The following is a 22,327-nucleotide window of genomic DNA, read 5'->3' as shown; positions in this document are numbered from 1 at the left end:
GCACATCTCGTCGAGCGAGAAGGGCAGGGCGCGGATGTCGGACTGGACATGGGAGTACGAGGGCTACGATCCCACGGCCGAGCGGCTGCGCGAATCACTCTGCACGCTGGGCAACGGCTACTTCGCCACGCGTGGCGCGGCGCCCGAGTGCCGGGCGGGCCTGGTGCACTACCCGGGGACCTACGCCGCCGGGTGCTACAACCGCCTGGAGTCGCCCGTAGCGGGACGGCACGTGGTGAACGAGGACCTGGTCAACCTTCCGAACTGGCTGCTTCTGCGGTTCCGTGTACGCCGAGCCGGGGGAGCGTGGTGCCCGTGGTTCTCCCCGGACACGAGCGCACTACTGGACTACCGGCATGTCCTGGACCTGCGCTGGGCCACGCTCACCCGCACCCTTCGTTTCCGGGACGACGATGTGGGCGTGCTCGGCGTCCGGCAGACCCGCCTGGTGCACATGGGGGACCCTCACCTGGCGGCCCTGCGGACGGTCTTCACGCCCGAGGACTGGTCGGGGGAGATCGAGATCCGGTCCTGCCTCGACGGTGACGTGATCAACGGCAATGTGCACCGCTACCGCGCCCTCAACGCGAGCCACCTGACCCATGTGCGGACGGGGGCACAGGAGTCCGACACGGTCTGGCTGAGCTGCCGCACCAGCACCTCGGGCATCGGTATCGCCATGGCCGCCCGGACGGTCGTCGTCGGCCGATCCGCGGCCTCTTCGGAGCTGCGTCCCGCCCGGCGCCGTGCCGTCCACCGCTTGGTGGTCCCGATCGCTCCGGGCCGACCCGTCGACGTGGAGAAGACAGTGGCGCTGTTCACCTCCCGCGACACGGCGATCAGCGACCCGCTCGAGGCAGCACTCGACCGGGTGTCCACGGCAGCGGGCTTCTCGGCCCTGCTGGACTCCCACGTCGCCGCGTGGGAGCGGTTGTGGCGGCGCGCGGACATCCAGGTGCCCGGCCGGGCCGGCGGCGTCCTGCGCCTCCATCTCTTCCACGTCCTGCAGACGCTCTCGCCGCACACCGCGGACCTGGACGTGGGAGTGCCGGCCCGGGGCCTGCACGGTGAGGCGTACCGGGGCCATGTGTTCTGGGACGAACTGTTCGTGCTGCCGTATCTCAACCTGCACTTCCCGGAGGTCTCCCGGGCGCTGCTGAACTACCGCTACCGACGCCTCCCGCGAGCGTGCCGGGCGGCCGCCGCCATCGGCCGGGCCGGGGCGATGTACCCGTGGCAGAGCGGCAGCGACGGCCGCGAAGAGACTCAGGTGTGGCATCTCAACCCGCGCTCGGGGCGCTGGCTGCCCGACCACTCCCGGCTTCAGCACCACGTGGGCTCGGCAGTCGCTTACAACGTGTGGCAGTACTGCGAGGCCACCGGCGACACGGAGTACCTGCATATCAAGGGCGCGGAGATGCTGCTGCAGATCGCCCGCTTCTGGGCGGACCTCGCCGACTTCGACGACGGCGCGGGCCGCTACCGCATTCGCGGCGTCGTCGGCCCCGACGAATACCACGACGGCTACCCGGGTGCCACGACGCCGGGGCTGGACGACAACACGTACACCAATGTCACCGCCGCCTGGGTCCTCACCCGTGCCCTGGACCTCGTGCGGCGCCTTCCCGCCTGGCGCCGCGAGGAACTGTTCGAACGCGTCCGGCTGGGCGGCGACGAACTCCCCAAGTGGGAGGAGGTCTCCCGACGGTTGCGGGTGCCCTTCCACCAAGGCGTCATCAGCCAGTTCGAGGGCTACGACGACCTCGCCGAGCTGGACTGGGACGCCTACCGGGCGCGCTACGACGGTATCCGGCGACTGGACCGGATCCTGGAGGCCGAGGGCGACACGGTCACCCGCTACAAGGCGTCCAAGCAGGCCGACGTCCTCATGCTCGGCTACCTCTTCTCGCCCGCCGAACTGCGGGATCTGTTCCGGCGTCTCGGGTACGACCTGGACGACGAGGTCTGGCGCAGGACCGTCGACTACTACCTCCAGCGCACCAGCCACGGCTCCACGCTCAGCGGGCTGGTCCACGGCCTGGTCCTCGCCCGCGCAAGACGAGCCGAGGCATGGAAGTACGTCCAAGAGGCATTGGAGGCGGACATCGCCGACGTCCAGGGCGGCACGACCGGCGAGGGCATCCACCTCGGGGCCATGGCCGGGACCCTCGACCTGGTCCAGCGTGGTCTGACCGGACTCGAGACGCGTGAGGACGCCCTCTGGCTGGATCCGGTCCCCCTCCCGGCGCTGTCCGAGTACGGATTCTCGCTGCGCTACCGCGGTCACTGGGGTGTCGCCGTACGGCGCCGAAGAGGGCAGCTGGAGATCGGTGTGCCCGACTCGGAGGAATCGCCGATCCGCGTGGTGCTGGCCGACCGGGCAGTGACCGTCGCGCCCGGGGAGACCTGCACGCTCGAGCTGCCGACGAGTTGATCAGCGCACATGGGCGTGCCGGGCCCCGCGGCTGCCGCATGATCCACCACACAGGCCATAGGCTCCGGGAAAGCGGGTTCCGCTTCGGGCGACGAGGGCCGTGGGAGACGTGGATGAAGTGGCTGGTCTCGCTGGCCGGTGCCGGACTCGTCATGATCACTCTGCGGGACCTGTTCCACACCCTCTGGCACCCCACCCGCCACGGTGGCCTGAGCCGCCTCGTCATGACGGCCCTGTGGCGACTGGCCCGCCGCTTCCGTGGGCGCAGACGGGTGGTCGGGCTCGTGGGACCACTCGCCATGGTGACGGTGGTGAGTATGTGGGCCGTCACCGTCATCCTCGGCTGGGCCATCGTCTACTGGCCCCACATGCCTGAGGCGTTCACCTTCTCGCCCGGTTCCGAGGCGGCGCGGGAGCCGGCGCTGCTCGACTCCGTGTACCTGTCGCTCGTCACGGTCGCGACCCTGGGCCTGGGGGACATCGCACCCGCTGAGAGCTGGCTTCGCCTTGTCTCACCGTTGGAGGCCCTCGTCGGCTTCGCCCTCCTGACGGCCACGGTCTCCTGGGTCCTGGAGATCTACCCGGCGCTGACCCGTAGGAGGGTCCTGGCCATCCGCCTGGCGCTGCTGCGCGACTCGGACCCGACGACGCAGCAGATCGACTGCACGGCGGGGGCGCTCCTGCTGGACAGCCTGGCCACCGAGGTCGTACGCGTTCGTATCGACTTCACCCAGTACGCCGAGGCGTACTACTTCCACGACGGTGAGGACCACTCGTCGCTGGCGGCCGTGGTCGGTTACGCCGATGGCCTTGCCCGCCGCGGGCAGGCGGCGCGGCGGCCGGAGGTGCGACTGGCCGGCGACCTGCTCGCCGGTGCGCTGAGAGACCTCGCCGCCATCCTTGACCAGCGCTTCCTCCATACGGGCGGAACATCGACGCAAGTGTTCGCCGCGTACGCCGACGACCACGGCCGCAGCCGCGCGCAGCCTTGAGTAAGGGCGCACTCTGAGAAGACGGGAGGTACGTCCCTCGGGTCGGTGGCCGGATACACGACGGGAGCGGTGGATGGCATCCCATGCACGGAACCGTCCGGACGCGGCTCTGTCACGGACATGAACCGGCGGGAAGGCGCCCGGAGGCCCACCGCGAAGGTCGGCCTGCTCCGGGGCACGACTCCCGCCACGGGGCTGTCGTCGGACGAGGCGGCGCGGCGGCTGGAGCTCCACGGGCCCAACGAGATCCCCGCGGAGCCGCGGACCCCGGTGTGGCGGCGGGTGCTGCAGCAGTTGCGCGATCCGCTGATCCTGGTCCTGCTCGTGGCGGCCGCCCTGACGATCGCCACGGGCGATCTCTCCGACGCCGCGGTGATCCTGCTCGTGATCACCGTGAACACCGTGGTAGGCGTCGTACAGGAGGTACGGGCGGAACAGGCGGTGATGGCCCTGTCCGCCATGAGCGCCCCCGCCGCCAGGGTGGTGCGGGACGGTGAGGAGCGTTCCGTCGCGGCAGCCGAGGTGGTGCCGGGAGATGTGGTGCTGGTGGCCGAGGGGGACATCGTCCCCGCGGACGGAGACGTGCTCGCGGCGGCGTCGCTGCTGGCGGACGAGTCGTCGCTGACGGGCGAGTCCGTTCCTGTGGAGAAGGCCCCCGACGGTGACGAAGTGCGCGGGGCAGTGTCGGCGGGCACCGTCATCGTCCGCGGTCACGGACGGGTTGTGATGACCGCTACCGGGGCCGACAGCGCGCTGGGCAGGATCGCTTCCCTGATGGGCGGCGCGCCCGGTCTCACCCCGCTGCAGCACCGGCTGGTGAAGTTCGGCCGGACGCTGGCGGCTGTCACGGTCGCGCTGTGCGCGGTGGTGCTCGCTCTCGGGCTGGTGCGCGGCCAGCCCGTGGAGCTGATGATCGTGGCGGCGATCAGCCTCGCCGTCGCCGCCGTTCCGGAGTCCCTTCCCGCCGTGGTGACGCTCGCTCTGGCGCTGGTAGCACGGCGGATGGCGGACCGGCACGCCATCGTCCGCCGACTGCCCGCGGTGGAGACCCTGGGCTCGGTGACCGTGATCGCCACCGACAAGACGGGCACCCTGACCGAGGGCCGGATGGCGGCCGAGCAACTGTGGACGTCACTCGGCGAGGCATCGGTCGTGGGGACCGGCTACCAACCCGAGGGCCGGGTCGTCCGAGACGGCGAGGCGGTGACCGCGGGTGACGCTCCCGACCTGGCGGCGCTGCTGAGCGTCGCGATGCTGTGCAACGACGCGGCGCTGGAGCCCCCGTCGCACCGGTCCCCGGAGTGGAGTGCGCTCGGCGATCCCACCGAGGCCGCCCTGCTGGTGGCCGGGTCCCGCCTCGGACTGGACCGGGCGGCGCTGGACAGCGAACTACCGCGCCTGGAGGAGATCCCCTTCGACAGCAGCCGCAAGCGCATGACGACCGTGCACCGCCGCCCGGACGGCGGGGTGCGCATCGCGTGCAAAGGAGCGCCGGAATCCGTGCTCCGCCCGCAGATTCTGGCCGACCGCCCTGAGGCGGTCGCCCGCGCGGCCGCACAGGCCGAGGCGTTGGCACGCCGTGGGTACCGGGTGCTCGCCGTCGCATCGGCCGACCACGACGGCCGGCCGCAGCGACCCCCGGCCTGGGAGACGGGCTTGTCGCTCCTCGGCCTCGTCGGCCTCCTGGACCCGCCCCGCAGCGCGTCCGAGCCGACGATCACCGCCTGCAAACGGGCCGGCATCGTCCCCGTACTCATCACCGGTGACCACCCGCTGACCGCGCGGGCCGTGGCCGGGCGCCTCAGCATCGCCACCCGGGACGACGAGGTCACCACAGGCGACCGGATCCGGGCAGGCACAGCAGGCGATCTGACGGAGGTACGCGTCTACGCCCGCACCACTCCCGAGCAGAAGCTGGACATCGTCCAGGCGTGGCGCGGGGCGGGCACGTCGTCGCGATGACGGGAGACGGCGTCAACGACGGCCCGGCCCTGCGCCAGGCCGACATCGGTGTGGCCATGGGCCGACGCGGCACCGAGGTCGCACGCCAGGCGGCCGATCTGGTGCTCGCCGACGACAACCCGGCCACGATCGTGGCGGCCGTCGAAGAGGGACGCCGGGTCTACGCCAACGTGCGCCGGTTCCTGCTCTACGCGCTCGCCGGGGGTACCGCGGAGATCCTGGTGATGCTCCTCGGCCCCTTCCTGGGGATGCCGTTGCCGCTGCTGCCCGCGCAGATTCTGTGGATCAACCTGCTCACGCACGGCCTGCCCGGTGTCGCTCTCGGCGCGGAACCCGTCGACCCGCACACGATGCGCTACCCGCCCCGGCCTCCCGAAGAGAGCGTGCTGGGGGCCGGTCTGTGGCCGCGGATCCTGTTCATGGGGGCCTTCGTCGCCATGGTGACCCTCGTGGTCGGCGTCTGGGCCCGGGAGACCGGACGTCCCTGGCAGTCCATGATGTTTCTGGTGCTCGGTGCGACCCAACTCGGCGTGGCGCTCGGCTCCCGGGCCCGCCCGGGCACCCTGGCCAACCCGTTCCTGCTGGTCGCCGTTGGAGTGGCACTGGGCCTCCAGGCGGCCGGTGTCTATCTGCCACCCCTGCGGGACCTGCTGGGCACGGAGCCGCTCCCGCTCACCGACCTGGCGATCGCCTGCGTGCTGTCCGGCCTCGGCCATGTCGTCATGCGACTCCAGGCGCGACTGAGACCGGAACGCCCGCCGCGCTCGGGCCCACCGGCAGCCCAGGGACATTGAGTGACGTGGGCGGCTCTTCCCGGCATGCGCACGGGAGGCGAGGAATCCACACTGGTCTGGAGGGCACCGGCCTGGGTGGGCCATGTCGTCGAGATCATCTGTGCGACCCCTTGACCGACCTGTTGTCCTTCGGCCTGCGGCCCTGAGACCGGACATGGCATGTCGTCGTGCCGAGTCCGTCGCTGCCGATGCGCACTTACGCATTTCGTCGAGGCAGGTTCAGGAGGTCATGATGGGACGTCTCAACGAGCGGGTGGCGATCGTCACCGGTGGAGCAAGGGGGATCGGCGCCGCTGTGGCACGGCTGTTCGCGTCCGAGGGCGCGGCCGTGGTGGTCGCCGATGTCCTCGACGCCGAGGGGGAGAAGCTGGCGGCGGAGCTCGGTGGCCCGGCCCGCTACGCGCATCTGGACGTCAGCACCGAGGACGGTTGGCAGACGGTGGTCGCGGAGACGGAGCGGGACCTTGGCCCGGTCTCGGTGCTGGTCAACAACGCCGGGATCCTCGAGTGGGGGACCGTCGAGGAGCAGAGCCTCGAATCCTTCCGGCGGGTCATCGACGTCAACGTCCAGGGCGCCTGGCTGGGAATGCGTACGGCGGCACCATCTCTTCGCCGGGCCGGCGGCGGCGTGATCGTGAACATCTCCTCGATCGCCGGCATCACCGGCTACGCCGGCATCGGAGCGTATGTGACCAGCAAGTGGGCACTGCGCGGGCTGACCAAGGCCGCGGCTCTGGAACTGGCCCCGGACGGGATCCGTGTCTGCTCGGTCCATCCCGGTGCGGTGCGCACCGCGATGACGGCCGACTTCGACGACTCGTTCACAGCCGGCCAGCCCCTCCCGCGGTTCGGTGAACCCGAGGAAGTCGCCCGTATGGTCCTCTTCATCGCCGCCGAGGCCACCTTCTCGACCGGCGTGGAGTTCGTCCTGGACGGTGGTGTCACCGCCGGCCCGCCCACCGTCCTGACTCCCGCCGACTGACCCTGAGAGCCAACGACAGGTCGTGCCTCGGCGGCGCCGAGTTCCTGTGGTGGGACTGACAGGGAGCTGCGAGGCTGAAGACATGAGCGAGCACCGGCCCGGGGCCGGGCGACGCCCACTCGGTGTGGCGGCCGCCATGCTGGCCCTGTACGCCGTCTTCCTGCGGCCACGGGTGCTGACCTGGGGTACGACACACGACGAAGCCGACCGCAGCCTCCCCGGCGATGGTCTCATCCTCGATGCCGACGGCACCTCGACCATGGCCACGACCCTGCCGGCGCCGCCCGAAGAGGTCTGGCCCTGGCTGGCACAGATGGGCTGCAACCGCGGCGGCTGGTACAGCTGGGACCGCCTGGACAACGGCGGACGCCCGAGCGCGGAGCGCATCGTCCCGGAGTGGCAGCGCCTGGAGCAGGACCAGCACCTGGACGCCCTGCCGAGCGGCGACGCCTGGTTCACCGTCGCGGTCCTGGAACCGGAGCGGACCCTGGTGCTGCGCTCGCAGACGAAACTCCCCTCGGGACGCCCCTTCGACGTGCGGTACGAGCCGCTGCCCAAGGCGTACATCGACTCGATATGGGGCTTCCACCTCCGGCCGGAGCCCGGCGGAAGGACCCGCCTCATCGTCCGCGCGAGCGGTCGCAGCCGCCCGCGGCCCCTCACCCGGGGCATGGACATGCTGTTCTGGGAGCCCGCACACCTGATCATGCAAACCCGCCAGTTCCGCAACCTGCGCACGCGTGTCAGTGCGACGGCCTGAATACGGGGAGGACGCAGTGGCAGCGCAACCGAGGAACGACCTCGCGCCGGTCCTCGTGGGACAGGCGATACGCGCGCCGTCCTCTGCGCCGGACTTCACACGGCAGGCGGGTCCGGACTGTCGTTTCGTCAGGAGTGCCGGGTTGGTGCGTGCGGGACGGCGATCGCCTGTTTGTACACGTGGTGCGCCCACACCTGCACGCCGAGGCCGGCCTCCACGAATGCGCGGGCGGCAGTCACCCCCTCCGCGGCATGCTTCTTGAGCGCCATGGCCCGGCCGTGACGCTCTTCGACCTGCTCACGGATGATCCCGCAGAGTGCCTCGGTCAATGCCTCCGTGGAGCCGACGTCGAGGGCATGCTCAGCAACCGGGATCACCGGCCCGACATCGAGCCCGGCCGGCTTCAGCCCCGTGAAGGGTGCGCCTTCTCCGGAGCGGTGTGCGCGGACGACCGTCTCGAAGAACCAGCGGTCGGTCACTTCCTGCGCCTCCCGGCCGAACGTGCGCGCCTTGGCCGCGAGACTGAACGCCTCACGGACCTCTCGTTCCCCTTCTTCGGGCACGTAGGGCAGGAACTGGTCGACATCCCTGCCCTCCAGGGCTGTACGCGCGGCCGTGACGACGGGACCGTCGAGAGAATCACAGCGCGGTGGCATCGCCGGTCACCTCCTTTGCGGCTCACCTCCATCATCGGCCCGCCAGGCGAGAGCGGGAGAGTGACGACCGTGACCGGATTGCGGCCCGGACCACGCCGCCGGAGGCTGGAAGTGTCCCGCAGACGAGGCATGGCCTGGCTGATTCCTCATCGATCGAGAGGAGGCAGGCCGCTATGACCAGCATCGCCCACCGCATAGCCGCCCTGTTCCGGATCAAGGCGAACAAGGCCCTCGACAAGGCCGAAGACCCGCGCGAGGTACTGGACTACTCCTATACCCAGCAACAGGAATTGCTGCAGAAGGTACGACGCGGTGTGGCGGACGTGGCCACCAGCCGCAAGCGCATCGATCTGCAGATCAACCAGTTGCGCCAATCCGGCGGCAAGCTGGAGGGGCAGGCCCAGCAGGCGCTCGCCGCCGGGCGCGAGGACCTCGCCCGCGAAGCCCTGAGCCGGCGCACCGCCGTGGCCTCCCAGCTCACGGACCTTCAGACCCAGCAGGCAACGCTGCAGGCCGAGGAGGAGAAACTCACCCTGGCCTCACAGCGCCTCCAGGCGAAGGTGGACACCTTCCGCGTCAGCAAGGAGACCATCAAGGCCCGCTACACCGCGGCCGAGGCCCAGACCCGCATCACCGAGGCGGTCACCGGCATCGGGGAGGAGATGGGCGATGTCGGCCTGGCCATGCAGCGCGCCGAGGACAAGACCGAGCAACTGCAAGCCCGTGCCGGTGCGTTGGATGAACTTCTCGCCTCCGGCGCCCTGCAGGACGCCACTCTCCCTGCCGGCCGCGACGACATCCAGGCCGAACTCGAACGGGTCACCGCGGGCCAGGACGTGGACAGGGAACTGGCCCGGATGAAAGCCCGGCTCCGCGCGTCCGCCACCCCGCCGGCCGTAGAAGGCAAGAGCGCTGAGCAGGGCCCACCGGACCAGGAGGGGACATCATGATCATGCGGATCCTCGGCGAGGGCCAGTACGAGATCACGGAAGATCACCTCGACCGGCTCAACGCGCTGGATGCCGCTCTGCAGTCCGCGGCCGACGCCGACGACGACATGCGGTTCGCCACCGCCCTGTCGGCGCTGCTGGACGCGGTACGCAGCTGTGGCACGCCCCTGCCGACCGAGACGATCACGCCGTCCGACCTGGTCCTGCCCGACGAGGACACCAGCCTCACCCAGGTGCGGGAGCTGCTCTCCGACGAGGGCCTGATCCCGGGGTGACGGCGGTGAGCCTGCCGATTGGAGCCCAACCGGCAGCTCACCGCCCGGCCCTCGATGGGCCTGCCCCAAGGCGGCCATCGGCTTCACCCCGACCGGAGCGGGTTCGGTCCGCTTCGCCGGCATCGACGGCGGTGCCTTCGCTGAAGACCAGCAGGACGTACGGGACCTGCTGGACGCCGACCCGAACGCAGCCGCATGCCCGTGGAGTTCAGCCGCGACCACTACGGCTATTCATGTGGCCGGACGGCACGTGAGCGGCGTGCCGTCCGGCCAGTGGGGGTCATGCTCGGTAGGCGATGTTTGCCATCATCCCGGCTTCGCCGTGGTAGGCGTTGTGGCAGTGCAGCATCCACTGGCCGGGGTTGTCGGCGTCGAAGAACACGGACAGTTGCTTCTTGGGCAGCACGATCGCGGTGTCCTTGCGGGGACCGGAGCGGCCGAGCTGGAAGGTGTGGCCGTGCAGGTGCATCGGATGCCACATGGTGGTGGTGTTGACGAAGTCCAGCCGGACTCGTCGACCCTCCTCGACCGGGATGGCGTTGGCGTCCGGATCGGCCATGTCGAACGGCTTGCCGTTGATGGCCCAGTTGTAGTGCATCATGCCGCCGGTGAGTTCGATCCGGTGGGTGACGTCGGCCGTGGCGGACTTCAGTTGCACGTCGTCGGCCGCGCGGAGCCGGGCCGCGGTCATGACCATGCCGTTGAGTTCCCTCGGGCGTACGGCGGCGGTGGGCGCGCGGCCGGAGCCCGTGCGCACGAGGGCCAGCCCGCTGGTGTTCTTCCCCTCGGCCAGGGCGACCAGGGGGAAGACGCCGTCAGCCAGGGTGACCAGCACGTCGTAGCGCTCGCCCATGCCGATCAGGAGTGCGTCAGTTTGCCGGTGCCGGACGGGGAAGCCGTCGGTGTGTGTGACGGTCATCTTGTGGCCGCTGAGGGCGACCCGGTAGGCGGTGTCGCTGCCCGCGTTGATGATCCGCAGGCGCACCTTGTGGCCGGGCTTGCCGGTGTAGACCTCCGGGGCGTCCGGCACGCGGCCATTGACCAGGTGGTAGGGGTACTTCACGTCGCCGGCATCGCCGCCCAGCAGATCGCTCTCCGCGCCCATGAGCATGAATGTCGACGACATCCCGCCCGACGTGGCTGAGACCGACGGGGATGGATCGCCGGCCTTCCCCGTGGAGTGCATGTCGTGGCCCTCCATGCCGGAGCCGGAGTCGCCGCCCATGTCCATGCCGCCCATGCCCTGCCTGAGTTCGGCGAAGACCTCGTCGGGGGTGCCGGTGACACCGTCGACCCAGTCGTCCAGGACGACCACCCATTCGTCGTCGTACGCCAGCGGCTCGCGCGGGTCCTCGACGATCAGCGGGGCGTACAGGCCGCGGTCGAGCTGGACGCCGACGTGCGGGTGGAAGAAGTACGTGCCCGGGGCGTCGGCCACGAACCGGTAGGTGAAGGTGGAGCCGGGTCGGACGGCGGCCTGGGTGGCCGGGGGGGCGCCGTCCATGTCGTTGCGCAGGGCGATGCCGTGCCAGTGGATCGAGGTGGTGGTCTTGCCCGGCAGCTGGTTCGCGAGTTCGGCGACCAGGGTGTCCCCGGCGGAGAGCCGGATCTCTTTGCCAGGGGTGCGGCCGTCGTAGGCCCAGGTGTTGGCCTTGACGCCGCCGCCCAGGTCGACCCTGGCGGGCGCGGCGGTCAGTGCGATCTTGTGCTGTGTGCCGGTGCCGCCCCGCCTCTTCTCTGTGGAGGCGACGGCGGAACCGGATGGGTTGACCAGGGCAGGGGCGCTGCCGGAGTTGGTGCAGGCGGCGAGTGCGCCCGCACCGGCGGCACCGAGTCCGGCGAGCAGGATGGAGCGGCGGTTGATGCTGTTCACGATGTGAGTCCTCTTCTTCGAACTGGCCTGGGGCGCGGCGAGGACGGCACAGGGGTGCCGTGGTCGCGGCCTAGATGCGTAGTCGGGAGAGGACCGACAGGTCGGGTGGCGCGCGGCCGACCGTGCCGGCGGGCCGAGGGCCTGGCTGGGCCTGGTACGGGCTGGCCGTCTGCGTCGGAGTGCCCTGCGGCGTGGGGAGCTTGAGCACCTCGACGTTTCCGGTGGTGCAGTGCTGCATGCCCGGAACGGCGCAGGTGCTGCCGTCGATGCCGTGCGCGGGGGCGGGTGCACCGAACCTGTCCGCGTGAGCGAGGTCGGAGACCTGCCGTGTCGCGGCAGCCGACGAGGACGCCATGCCGGGCATGGCATGCCCGATGTGCGTGGAGTGCGTGGCGTGTTGCGCCGGGGCGTCCAAGACAGCGGCCGTCTCGTGGTGGATCAGTACGGCCAGAGCGGCGAGCAGGGCGATGACGGCGCCCCCTGCGCAGCGAATGGCACGGGCGCGCACTGTCGCCATCGCCATCGCCTCCGCTCGGACTTGTCTCCGCAACGCCCCGCGGCAGGGCTCGCTGTTTGCGAATATACCCCCGTGGGGTTTCACCGGCTCGTCGTCGCGGAGGCCGTCACAGGTCGTCCAATTGCGCCCCGGCGGCCCGATCAGGGCACCGTCCACGTACTCGGTCACGACCATCGTGCCCGCCCGAGTCAGTACGGCGATCAGGTCCACGCCCGCTGTCCACGCCGCAGCGCGGACAGCACCCACCCCACCGCGACTACGAGCGCCGACACCGTGCCCGGCGCTCAGAGGAGGTCGGAGAGACCACCGATGCTGCCCGCACATCGGCCCCGTCGCCCATGCCGTCATGCACCACGCCGTCGCCCCCGTCGCCGTCGAGTGGCCACGGTGGACGGAACCGAGGGAGGCTGTAGGGAGACGGCGGTCCATAGGCCCCGGCAGCGGTATCCGGTCGCGCGCGAAGGCCGCGACCGAACGGGGTGTGCAGCTGATGGGAGAAGACCCATGAAGGTCGGAGTGCTGACCGGCGGAGGTGACTGTCCGGGGCTCAACGCCGTGATCCGCAGCGTCGTCCGCAAAGGCGTCCAGGATTACGCGTTCGACTTCGTCGGTGTGCGGGACGGCTGGCTGGGTCTGCTCCGGAACGACGTCGTACCACTGGACATCTCCAGCGTGCGGGGAATTCTCCCCCGCGGTGGCACCATCCTCGGGTCTTCCCGCACGAACCCGTTCAAGCACGACGACGGGCTGCGACGGGTGCGGGACACGCTCGCCGCGCACGATGTGGACGCGCTCGTCGTGATCGGCGGAGAGGACACGCTCGGGGTGGCCACAGAACTCAGCCGCGAGGGAATCAGCCTCGTCGGTGTGCCGAAGACCATCGACAACGACGTCTCGGGCACCGACTACACCTTCGGTTTCGACACCGCCGTCGGTATCGCGACGGAGGCAATCGACCGCCTCCACACCACCGCCGAGTCACATATGCGCGCCCTTGTGGTGGAGGTGATGGGACGGCATTCCGGATGGATCGCCCTGCACGCCGGCATCGCGGGCGGCGCCAACGTGATCCTCATCCCGGAGCGGCCGTTCGACATGGAGCAGGTCTGTCAGCAGGTGATGCGCCGGTTCGAGATCAATTACGCGCCGATCGTCGTCGTGGCCGAAGGGGCCGTCCCCAAGGAGGGACAGATGGTTCTCAAGGACCGGTCGCTGGACGAGTTCGGCCATGTGCGGTTGTCGGGCATCGGCGAATGGCTGGCCCAGGAGATCACGGCACGCACCGAGAAGGATGCCCGCACAACGGTACTGGGTCACATCCAGCGCGGGGGCACCCCCAGCGCCTTCGACCGGTGGCTGGCCACCCGTTTCGGACTGCACGCCATCGATGCGGTCAAAGAGAGGGATTTCGGCAGCATGGTCGCCCTGCGGGGCACGCGGATCATCCGCCTGCCCCTCGCGGAGGTCACAGCAGAGAACAAGGTGGTGGAGCCGTCGCTGTACGACGAGTTCGAGGCGTTCTTCGGCTGAGCCGTCATCCGTCGTGCGGTACGACCGCGACCGGGCAGCGGGTGTGGTGCAGTACGGCGTGCGCGACCGGTCCGAGTCGGCCTTCGGGCGACGCCCGCTCGGTGCGGCGCCCCACGATGAGCAGGTCGGCACCCCGCGAGGCGTTGAGAAGCGCTTCCGCGGGGTGGAGCAGCATGACATCGGCGCCGACCACCACCCGAGGGTACTTCTCCTGCCACGGCCGCAGGGCGTCGGACAGCCGCAGTACCTCCTCATCCTCCCAGGCGGCGCGGTCCTCCTCGGTCACCACCAGGGTCCGGGGAGAGACCGACTCGGCGGGAAAGGCCCAGGCCTGCACCACTCGCAGACGTGCCCTGCGAGCATCGGCGGCCGAGAACGCGAAGGCCGCCACCCCACCGACCGGCCTGTGCGCGTCGAACCCCAGCACGACCTGGCCTCCGCGGCCTGCCGCGGAGGCCCCCTCCATGAAGGGACGGTGAGGGACCAACACGACAGGGCAGGGGGCCGCTGCGGCCGTTCGCAGGGCCACCGACCCGACCGCCAGCCCCTCGAAACCGCCCGTTCCGCGGGTGCCGGCGACGAGGAGCCCGGCGTCGCGTGCAGCGGTGGGCAGAGCGCAGGCCGGGGGGTCATCGGCCTGCGCGCTCTCCACCTGGAGGTCCGGGTAGCGGTCGGTGAGCTCCGCGGCCGTCAGCTGGAGCAACCGGGCGCCCAGGCGCCGAAGCCGGTCCACGACCGGGCCTGGAACGGCGGTCCCGGGGAGCGGCGGAGACGCGTGCAGCAACCGCAGCGGAACGCCGCGCAGCGCGGCCTCCCGAGCCGCCCAGTCGGCCGCCGTCGCGGCGCCCTCGGACCCGTCGATGCCCGCCAGCACAGGGGGACGCATCCTGGCCTCCTTCGTCCGGCCCGCGCTTTCGCGGGCGCCACAGGCCCATGTCACCTTTCCTCCACTGTTCCATGGCGGGAGTGCTCCGGCGCCCTGACCGGGACCGATGCCCCATCGGCTCGGCGGCCACGGTCGTGGCCGAGCCCGGTGTCCTGTCGGAACGGCGCACGCTGCCACATGAGCCCGGCGGTTGCGGGAACCCGGGCCCCACCTCGGATCACCCGACCGACCGGAGAGGCGAGCCGATGACCGACATACCAGGCTTGCTTGGCGACGAGGCCGAGTCCTTGCTGGCCCATACCGCCCACGGGATCCCCAAGGAAGACCTGATGCTTCCTGGGCCTGACTTCGTGGACCGTGCCGTGGCCCCGACCGACCGCTCGCCCCGGGTGCTGCGCAACCTGCAGTCCCTTTTCGACCACGGCCGTCTGACCGGCACAGGGCACCTGTCGATCCTGCCGGTCGACCAGGGCATCGAACACTCCGCGGCCTCGGCCTTCGCCGCGAATCCCCGCTACCTCGACCCCGTGAACATCGTCGAACTCGCCGTCGAGGGCGGCTGCAACGCGGTCGCCAGCACACTCGGCGTGCTCGGGGCGGTGTCGAGGCGCCACGCGCACAAGATCCCGTTCATTGTGAAGCTCAATCACAACGAGCTGCTGACTTACCCGAACCACTACGACCAGATCATGTTCGGCAACGTCGAGCAGTGCTTCGAACTCGGCGCTGCCGGGGTCGGCGCCACGGTCTACTTCGGCTCGGAGCAATCGGACCGCCAGCTGCGGGAAGCCAGCGAGGTCTTCGCACGGGCCCATGAACTGGGCATGTTCACCGTGCTGTGGTGCTACCTGCGCAACCCGGCGTTCAAGAAGGACGGCGTCGACTACTCGGTCTCGGCCGACCTCACCGCGCAGGCCAACCACCTCGGTGTGACCATCGAGGCCGACATCGTCAAGCAGAAGCAGCCGGAGAACAACGGCGGCTATCCCGCGCTGGGCTTCGGCAGGACCGACGAGCGTCTGTACGGCAGGCTCACCACCGATCACCCGATCGACCTCACGCGCTGGCAGGTGGCCAACTGCTATATGGGCCGCGTCAGCCTCATCAACAGTGGAGGTGCGTCGGCCGGCAAAGGAGACCTAGCGCAGGCCGTACGGACCGCCGTGATCAACAAGCGGGCCGGCGGCACCGGCCTCATCACCGGCCGTAAGGCCTTCCAGCGTCCCACCGCGGAGGGCGTCGAACTGCTGCACGCCGTACAGGACGTCTATCTCGATGAGGACGTCACCGTGGCCTGAGTAAAAATCAAGAAGGTCACCCGCCATGCCAGTCAGGCGGATCTGCTCACGTTCCCACCGAGGAAGGCGTGACGGCCGTATGGATTGGGCGCACGGCAGCCGGCGAGGTGGCGACCGTAGCCGTCGCCCCGTATCTGTCCTGGCTGGCGTAAGCGGACGGGCAGCGGGCGAGCTGAGCAGGCTGCTCGCGGTGGACGCTCCCGCGGCGGACTGACGACGAAGATCCACCTGCCAGTCGACAACCACTGCCGGACGCCCTTGGCCTTCGTTCTCACGGCCGGGCAGGCCGGTGACGCACCCGCCTTCATCGGCGTGCTGAACACGTCGGATGCTACGAGAAGACCACCACCATCTACCTCGCCGGACTCCACCTCGCAGGCATCTTCATGTCGTCCGCTCGATGATCCGACGGAACGGCCTTGCCCGCTCGGCCCAGGACGGCAGCACCCGGAGCAGTTCCAGCCTGCTCGGCAAGAGCTGACGTCCGGCACGTCCGGCGGGTTTGCCCACGGCCGCCGTGGGCAGACCCGCCGGACGTCTGTGAGGTCAGGACAGGAACCCTTCCAGGACGAGGGTCGCCGCGCCGAGGCTGACCGGGTTCCGGTCGATGGGGCAGAGGCTGATCTCGGTGCCTTCCCAGGGTTCGGCGAGTGCGTAGCGGGCGGCGGTGGCGCGTACGTGCGGCAGGACGGCGTTTCCCAGTGTGTCGGCGACCCAGCCGGTGAGCACGATGATCTGGGGGTTGCACAGGTTGATCAGGTTGGCGATGGCGATGCCGAGGTAGCGGCCGGTCGTGGCGATCACCTGCTGTGCGGCGGGGTCGCCGTCCGCGTGGGCGGTGGCCAGGGCGTTGATGGTCGCCGTCTGGTCGTCGGGGTACAGGAGCCGGCTGTCGGGGTCGGTCTCCGCGAGGTGCTGCATGATGCCGGGTGCGCCCACGTAGGTCTCCACGCATCCGACGCATCCGCGGCGGCACTCGCGGCCGTCGATGACCAGGCTGGTGTGGCCCCATTCGCCGGCCGTGTTCGTGGCCCCGCGGTAGAGCGCCCCCTGGACGGCCAGGCCCGCGCCGACGCCGGTTCCCAGGGTGAGGACGGCGACGTTGTCGCGGCCGCGGGCGGCACCGAACCACAGTTCGGCGACGGTGCTCGCACGCAGTGGGTTGTCGAGGAGGACCGGTACATCGGGGACCCGATCGGTGAGCAGGGCCCGCAGCGGCACGTCGTTCCACTGCCAGTTCGGGGCGAAGACCGAGGCCGTGCCGTTTGGCCGTACCTGGCCGGGAATGCTGACGCCGACCCCGAGAATCCTGCCGCGCTCCACCTTGGCCTGCGCGATCGCGTCGTCGACTCCACGGACGATGCGGTCCACGACGTAGTCGGGCGAGTTGGCGTGCGGGTGCAGTTCGTACTCGGCTCTGGCCAGGACCCGCAGAGCGGGATCGAAGACCTCGACGTGGACGTAGGTCTCGGCGATGTCGACGCCGATGAGCCGGGGGCCCTCGGGGTCGGGCGCGAGAAGGTTCCGCGGGCGCCCGCCGCCCGAGGCCTGCTGTCCGATCTCGGCCAGAAGCCCCAGCTCGTGCAACTCGCTGACGATGTCGGAGGCGGTCGCCACCGACAGACCCGTGGCCGCCGCGATGTCGCGCCTGATGACGGGCGCCGAGGCGATGACATGCCGCATCACCGCGAAACGGTTGACCCGGCGAATGTCCTGGTACGTCCGCTTCAACGACGCCGTCCTGTGCTCGATCGGGCTGGGACGCCTGATCGTAACCGCGGCGTGCACGCCGTTGGAACTGCCCGGCAAAGACTTTTTCTGACTTGTTGACGAAGGGGTGTAGCGCGCATAACCTGCGTCTCGCTCCGCTCGCTGCAACCCCGTCAGCGGCAGGAATTTCCCCTCCGATCGCGTGCCCTCACCCCGCGGGCCCTGCGTCGCGCTCTCACCGGCCTACCCCGCGGCCCTCTACAGCGTCATCACCCGCCGGTCGGGGCCTCGCCCTCAGGGCCGGGACCCACTCGCGTCCTTCCCAGCAGAGGTGACCATGTCCCCTGAGCAGAACCCCAGCAGATCGTTCGGCCGCAGATCCCTCCTGCGCGCCTCCGGCACCGTGACGGCGGCGGGATTCCTCGCCGCGTGCGGCGGGAACACCGGCCGCGGCGGCTTCGCCGGCGGTAAGGCGGCGATCAGCCAGTGGTGCCACCAGCACGGCGAGGCGGGCACCCAGCAGGCGGCGCCGGGGTACGGGAAGGCGCACACCAAGGCCGACGTGTCGGTGCAGTGGATCCCCGGTGACCACGCCTCCTGCGGCTCCGGCTCCGGCTGGGTTTCTACATGATCCTCTTCCTGGCCTCCGGCGCCCATGTCCGCGGCCGTCCCCGCGCAGTGAGCGGACGGGCCGGCATCGTCGCCCTCTGCACAGTCGCCGTCGTCGCGGCGCTGCTTCCTGGCCCCGTTCTACCTGCTGCTGATCCGCAACCGCCTGGCCACCGACACCGACATCACCGGGACGAACTGGGAGTTCTTCCTGTCCGAGCCGCTCTGGGAGAACATCCCCGAACCGTTCAACGACCCCGGGGTTCCCATGGCGGGCAGCGTGTGGAACTCCCTCGTCGTCGGGGTGCTCGGCAGCGCCGGGCAGCTGCCGGTCTGCTCCCTGGCCGCCCGGACCGAAGGTCTCGGCAGCTGGGGCACGCACTGGCGGATCGTCGTCCCCAACTCCCGTGGCTTCTTCCCGGCGATCGCGGTGATCACCTTCATCACCAACTGGAACGCCTTCCTGTGGCCGCTGGTCATCGGCCAGGACCAGTCGAGCTGGACCGTGCAGGTGGCCCTGTCGACCTTCACCACCGATCAGACCGTCAACATCCACGAGCTGTTCCTCACCGCCACCGTGTCGATCCTGCCGCTGGGGCTCGTCTTCCTCTTCCTGCAGCGATACCTGGCCGAAGGCGTCGCGCGCACCGGCATCAAGGCCTGACCGCAACGGCACCCGCCAGCCGTACAGAACGCCACTTCTCGCACCGATCCATCCCGGAGTGACCCATGCCCAGCCCCGACAGCCATCCGCCGCTTGCAGGTGCCATCCATCTGGACCCCAACTTCACCGTCGGCGAGGTGAATCCCCGGCTGTTCGGATCCTTCGTCGAGCACCTCGGCCGCTGCGTCTACACCGGCGTCTTCGAACCGGACCACCCGAGCGCCGACGAGGACGGACTGCGCACCGACGTCCTGGCCCTGGTCCGGGAACTGGGCGTCACCATGGTCCGCTACCCCGGCGGCAACTTCGTCTCCGGCTACCGCTGGGAAGACGGAGTCGGCCCGGTGGAGCAGCGGCCCCGCCGGCTCGACGGCGCCTGGCGGACCGTCGAGACGAACCGGTTCGGGCTGAACGAGTTCATGCGCTTCGCGGCCAAGGCCGACGTCGAGCCCATGCAGGCCGTCAACCTCGGCACCCGCGGCCTGCAGGAGGCACTCGACCTCCTGGAGTACACCAACCACCCCGCCGGCACGGCCTTCTCCGAGCTGCGCCGCTCGCACGGCGTGGACAAGCCGCACGGCATCCGGCTGTGGTGCCTGGGCAACGAGATGGACGGCCCCTGGCAGCTCGGCCACAAGAGCGCCGACGAGTACGGCCGCCTGGCCGCCGTCACCGCCAAGGCCATGCGCGACATCGACCCCGGCCTGGAACTGGTCGCCTGCGGAAGCTCCAACCGCTCCATGCCGACCTTCGGCGCCTGGGAGGCTACGGTCCTGGAGCACACGTACGACCTCGTCGACTTCATCTCCTGCCACGCCTACTACGAGGAGAGCGACGGCGACGTCGACAGCTTCCTCGCCTCGGCCGCCGACATGGAGGCATTCATCGACGGGGTGGTCGCCACCACCGACCACATCGGGGCCAAGCGCCGCTCAGGCAAGCGGATCAACCTCTCCTTCGACGAGTGGAACGTCTGGTACCAGAGCCGGCCGGTCAACAACACCGACACCCCGGACTGGAGCGTGGCCCCGCGCCAGCTCGAGGACGTCTACACCGTCACCGACGCCGTCGTGGTCGGTAGCCTGCTGATCACCCTGCTGCGCCACTGCGACCGCGTCACCGCGGCCTGCCTCGCACAGCTCGTGAACGTCATCGCCCCCATCATGACCGAGCCCGGCGGCCCGGCCTGGCGCCAGAGCATCTTCCACCCCTTCGCCGACGCGGCCCGCCACGGCCGCGGCCAGGTGCTCCGGCTCGCCCTGGACAGTCCCGTCCACGACACCGCCCGCTACGGCGAGGTGCCGCTGTTGCACGCGACCGCCGTCCAGCAGGAGGACGGGACGCTCACCGTCTTCGCCGTCAACCGGGGCACCACGAAGCCCCTCGAACTCACCGCCGACCTGCGGGCGTTCAACCCGGTCACCGGCCAGGTGACGCACACCGCCCTGGCCGACCCCGACCGCCACGCCGCCAACACACTCCAGCATCAGGACCGCGTGACGCCGAAGCCGGTGACCGGCACCGTCACGGACGGCGGACGGCTGAGCGCCCTGCTGCCGCCGATGTCCTGGAACACCATCACCATCCCGCTCGCCCCCTGAGCGGCCCCAGGATCCCACTGCTCGACCCGCACCCCCCGCACCATCCCCGAACCTCGACGGAGAGGTGACACCATGTCCGACACCACATCACACCGCACACCGCCACCGCGCACCATATGGCGGACCACCCTCGCCACGCTCCTGACCCTGCTCGGCAGCCTTGCCGCCCTGCTCGTGCCCGCCACGCAGGCACACGCGGCCACGGTGACCTTCACGACGGGCGCCGCGCGAACCGACCAGAACGGCAACGCCCTGCAGTTGCACGGGCTCGGCATCGTCAAGGTCGGCGACACCTGGTACGGCTTCGGCGAGGACAAGACCGGAAAGACGTCGGCGGACACGTCGTTCGAGGACATCACCTGCTACACCTCGACCGATCTGGCGAACTGGACCTACCAGCGTCAGGCCCTGAGCCGGCAGGCCAGCGGTGATCTGGGCCCCAGCCGCATCGTGGAGCGGCCGAAGGTCATCTACAACAAGTCGACGGGTACGTACGTGATGTACATGCACATCGACAGCACCAACTACGCCGAGGCCAGGGTCGGTGTGGCCACGAGCAGCACCCCGTGCGGGCCGTACTCCTACCGGGGCAGCTTCCGCCCGATGGGCAACCTCAGCCGTGACATCGGCCTGTTCCAGGACACCGACGGCACCGGCTACCTGCTGAGCGAGGACCGCAACAACGGCCTGCGCATCTACAAGCTCTCCGCCGACTACCTCTCCGTGGACAGCGCGGTGGCGGTGCTGGGCAGCAGCGGCAGCAGCGGCAGCGTCGAGTCGCCCGCCATGGTGAAGATCGACGGGATGTACTACGTCCTCGGCTCCCGCCTGACCGGCTGGAGCCTGAACGACAACGTCTACGCCACCGCCACCTCGCTGAGCGGCCCCTGGTCGGCGTTCCGGAACTTCGCCGCCCCCGGCACCAAGACCTACGGCAGCCAGACGGCGAACATCATCACGGTCCAGGGCACTTCCGGCACCACGTACATCTACGCGGGCGACCGCTGGGACACCTCCAACCTGGGCGCCTCGAAGCTGATCTGGCTGCCGCTCACCATCCGGGGCACGACGGTGAACCTCGGTCAGTACCCGACCTGGTCCCTCAACGTGGACGCGGGTACATGGACGGCCGGCAGCGGGATCCCGTCGGAAGGGGTCCACACGCTGAAGAACGTCGGCAGCTCGATGCTGATGGACGTCGCCAGCGGCTCCACCGCGACCGGCGCCAAGATCATCCAGTGGCCGTCCACCGGCGGTACCAACCAGCAGTGGACCCTCACCCGGGTGGCGGACAACATCTTCACGCTCAAGAGCGTGAAGAGCGGCCTGTGCCTGGACGTCCCGAGCCGGTCGACCACCGCCGGCGTCCAGTTGCAGCAGTGGACCTGCAACGGCGGGACGAACCAGCAGTGGGCCCTCGACCTGACCGGCAGCTACACCGGCAGCAACTACATGCTGGTGAACATCGGCAGCGGCCTGCACATCGGAGTCGCGGGCTCGACCACCCAGGGAGCGGCGGTGGACCAGGAGCTCGGCGGCAGCGCGAGCGTCAACAGCGAGACCTGGACTCTCTCCTGACCGCGTGCCCCGGCGACCCCGCCATCGAAGGGGGGCGCCGGGGCACTGCCCGTACACCGAAGTGATGCGGCGCCATTCGTGACAGGCAACGGGTGGGCAGCGGGTCGCCACGGGGTCGCCCGTTACGACCCGCCGCAGCCGGCCCCGCCGGGTACGAAGGCGCGGCCCGATTCGGACACCCCTACAGCTTTCCCGACACCTTCGAACGTCTACGACCGGTTGGTTCTATTCGATGTGTGGTCCGCTGTCATGCGGT

Annotated in this window: 18 protein-coding genes and 3 pseudogenes; 16 read left to right on the top strand and 5 right to left on the bottom strand. The window is 70.0% G+C overall.

What is annotated here, in order from left to right; translation table 11 throughout:
• The first annotated feature begins 34 nt into the window (after positions 1–34).
• From A4E84_RS03050 to A4E84_RS03030, 6 genes are all read left to right on the top strand, one after another.
• On the top strand, positions 35–2,434 hold the full coding sequence (locus A4E84_RS03050; RefSeq protein ID WP_062925056.1) for a glycoside hydrolase family 65 protein: 2,400 nt from the start codon (positions 35–37) through the stop codon (positions 2,432–2,434).
• 113 nt (positions 2,435–2,547) lie between these two features.
• The gene (locus A4E84_RS03045; RefSeq protein ID WP_062925055.1) at positions 2,548–3,426 is read left to right on the top strand and encodes a potassium channel family protein; all 879 of its coding nucleotides are present in this window, start codon (positions 2,548–2,550) and stop codon (positions 3,424–3,426) included.
• A gap of 120 nt (positions 3,427–3,546) precedes the next feature.
• The gene (locus tag A4E84_RS03040; RefSeq protein WP_269465891.1) at positions 3,547–5,388 is read left to right on the top strand and encodes a cation-translocating P-type ATPase; all 1,842 of its coding nucleotides are present in this window, start codon (positions 3,547–3,549) and stop codon (positions 5,386–5,388) included.
• Positions 5,358–6,182: an HAD-IC family P-type ATPase gene (locus tag A4E84_RS45350; RefSeq protein ID WP_269465890.1), complete on the top strand. Its 825-nt coding sequence runs from the start codon at positions 5,358–5,360 to the stop codon at positions 6,180–6,182. The genes A4E84_RS03040 and A4E84_RS45350 overlap by 31 nt, the downstream gene beginning before the upstream one ends.
• A 232-nt stretch (positions 6,183–6,414) precedes the next feature.
• Positions 6,415–7,164 (top strand): glucose 1-dehydrogenase, encoded by a 750-nt coding sequence (locus tag A4E84_RS03035; RefSeq protein ID WP_062925054.1) that lies wholly within the window; start codon positions 6,415–6,417, stop codon positions 7,162–7,164.
• Between the two features lie 82 nt (positions 7,165–7,246).
• The gene (locus tag A4E84_RS03030; protein WP_062925053.1) at positions 7,247–7,924 is read left to right on the top strand and encodes a hypothetical protein; all 678 of its coding nucleotides are present in this window, start codon (positions 7,247–7,249) and stop codon (positions 7,922–7,924) included.
• 128 nt (positions 7,925–8,052) lie between these two features.
• Here the strand turns inward: A4E84_RS03030 and A4E84_RS03025 are convergent, their stop codons facing one another.
• Complete coding sequence (locus A4E84_RS03025; RefSeq protein WP_062925052.1) at positions 8,053–8,580, bottom strand: DUF6448 family protein; 528 nt, start codon at positions 8,578–8,580, stop codon at positions 8,053–8,055.
• A gap of 173 nt (positions 8,581–8,753) precedes the next feature.
• Here A4E84_RS03025 and A4E84_RS03020 point away from each other — a divergent pair, with 173 nt between their 5' ends.
• From A4E84_RS03020 to pspAB, 3 genes and pseudogenes are all read left to right on the top strand, one after another.
• Positions 8,754–9,530 (top strand): PspA/IM30 family protein, encoded by a 777-nt coding sequence (locus A4E84_RS03020; protein WP_062925051.1) that lies wholly within the window; start codon positions 8,754–8,756, stop codon positions 9,528–9,530.
• Entirely contained in the window at positions 9,527–9,805 is a 279-nt protein-coding gene (gene pspAA / locus A4E84_RS03015; RefSeq protein ID WP_062925050.1) for a PspA-associated protein PspAA, read from the top strand. Before A4E84_RS03020 ends, pspAA begins: the two co-directional genes overlap by 4 nt.
• A gap of 67 nt (positions 9,806–9,872) precedes the next feature.
• Positions 9,873–10,039, top strand: a pseudogene (pspAB, locus tag A4E84_RS45645) (PspA-associated protein PspAB); the annotation flags it as partial.
• 46 nt (positions 10,040–10,085) lie between these two features.
• Here the strand turns inward: pspAB and A4E84_RS03010 are convergent.
• A complete protein-coding gene (locus tag A4E84_RS03010) occupies positions 10,086–11,678 on the bottom strand; it encodes a multicopper oxidase family protein (RefSeq protein WP_062925049.1) in 1,593 nt (530 codons plus the stop codon).
• A 70-nt stretch (positions 11,679–11,748) separates the two neighbouring features.
• Positions 11,749–12,195, bottom strand: coding sequence for a hypothetical protein (locus A4E84_RS42810; protein WP_063827550.1), 447 nt, complete (start codon positions 12,193–12,195; stop codon positions 11,749–11,751).
• Between the two features lie 504 nt (positions 12,196–12,699).
• Between A4E84_RS42810 and A4E84_RS03000 the strand changes: the two genes are divergently transcribed.
• Positions 12,700–13,725, top strand: a complete 1,026-nt coding sequence (locus tag A4E84_RS03000; protein WP_062925047.1) for a 6-phosphofructokinase — start codon at positions 12,700–12,702, stop codon at positions 13,723–13,725.
• Between the two features lie 4 nt (positions 13,726–13,729).
• On the opposite strand, the gene A4E84_RS02995 is transcribed toward A4E84_RS03000, so the two are convergent.
• Positions 13,730–14,611, bottom strand: coding sequence for a universal stress protein (locus A4E84_RS02995; protein ID WP_062925046.1), 882 nt, complete (start codon positions 14,609–14,611; stop codon positions 13,730–13,732).
• 245 nt (positions 14,612–14,856) lie between these two features.
• Here A4E84_RS02995 and A4E84_RS02990 point away from each other — a divergent pair, with 245 nt between their 5' ends.
• Positions 14,857–15,909 (top strand): class I fructose-bisphosphate aldolase, encoded by a 1,053-nt coding sequence (locus A4E84_RS02990; RefSeq protein ID WP_062925045.1) that lies wholly within the window; start codon positions 14,857–14,859, stop codon positions 15,907–15,909.
• 192 nt (positions 15,910–16,101) lie between these two features.
• Positions 16,102–16,227, top strand: a pseudogene (locus A4E84_RS41970) (IS5/IS1182 family transposase); the annotation flags it as partial.
• Between the two features lie 228 nt (positions 16,228–16,455).
• Here A4E84_RS41970 and A4E84_RS02985 read toward each other — a convergent pair.
• The gene (locus tag A4E84_RS02985) at positions 16,456–17,640 is read right to left on the bottom strand and encodes an ROK family transcriptional regulator (protein WP_062925044.1); all 1,185 of its coding nucleotides are present in this window, start codon (positions 17,638–17,640) and stop codon (positions 16,456–16,458) included.
• A 316-nt stretch (positions 17,641–17,956) separates the two neighbouring features.
• Here A4E84_RS02985 and A4E84_RS02980 point away from each other — a divergent pair, with 316 nt between their 5' ends.
• The 4 genes and pseudogenes from A4E84_RS02980 to A4E84_RS02965 all read left to right on the top strand — a co-directional run bounded on the left by A4E84_RS02980 (position 17,957) and on the right by A4E84_RS02965 (position 22,071).
• On the top strand, positions 17,957–18,250 hold the full coding sequence (locus tag A4E84_RS02980; RefSeq protein ID WP_062925043.1) for a hypothetical protein: 294 nt from the start codon (positions 17,957–17,959) through the stop codon (positions 18,248–18,250).
• Between the two features lie 105 nt (positions 18,251–18,355).
• Positions 18,356–18,892, top strand: a pseudogene (locus A4E84_RS39860) (ABC transporter permease subunit); the annotation flags it as partial.
• Between the two features lie 65 nt (positions 18,893–18,957).
• Positions 18,958–20,493, top strand: coding sequence for an arabinosylfuranosidase ArfA (gene arfA / locus A4E84_RS02970; protein ID WP_062925041.1), 1,536 nt, complete (start codon positions 18,958–18,960; stop codon positions 20,491–20,493).
• A gap of 72 nt (positions 20,494–20,565) precedes the next feature.
• Positions 20,566–22,071, top strand: coding sequence for an RICIN domain-containing protein (locus tag A4E84_RS02965; protein WP_062925040.1), 1,506 nt, complete (start codon positions 20,566–20,568; stop codon positions 22,069–22,071).
• Positions 22,072–22,327: the final 256 nt, after the last annotated feature.

This window comes from Streptomyces qaidamensis (assembly GCF_001611795.1).
In the GTDB taxonomy this organism is placed as follows: domain Bacteria; phylum Actinomycetota; class Actinomycetes; order Streptomycetales; family Streptomycetaceae; genus Streptomyces; species Streptomyces qaidamensis.
This window is presented reverse-complemented; position numbering and strand designations above follow the sequence as displayed.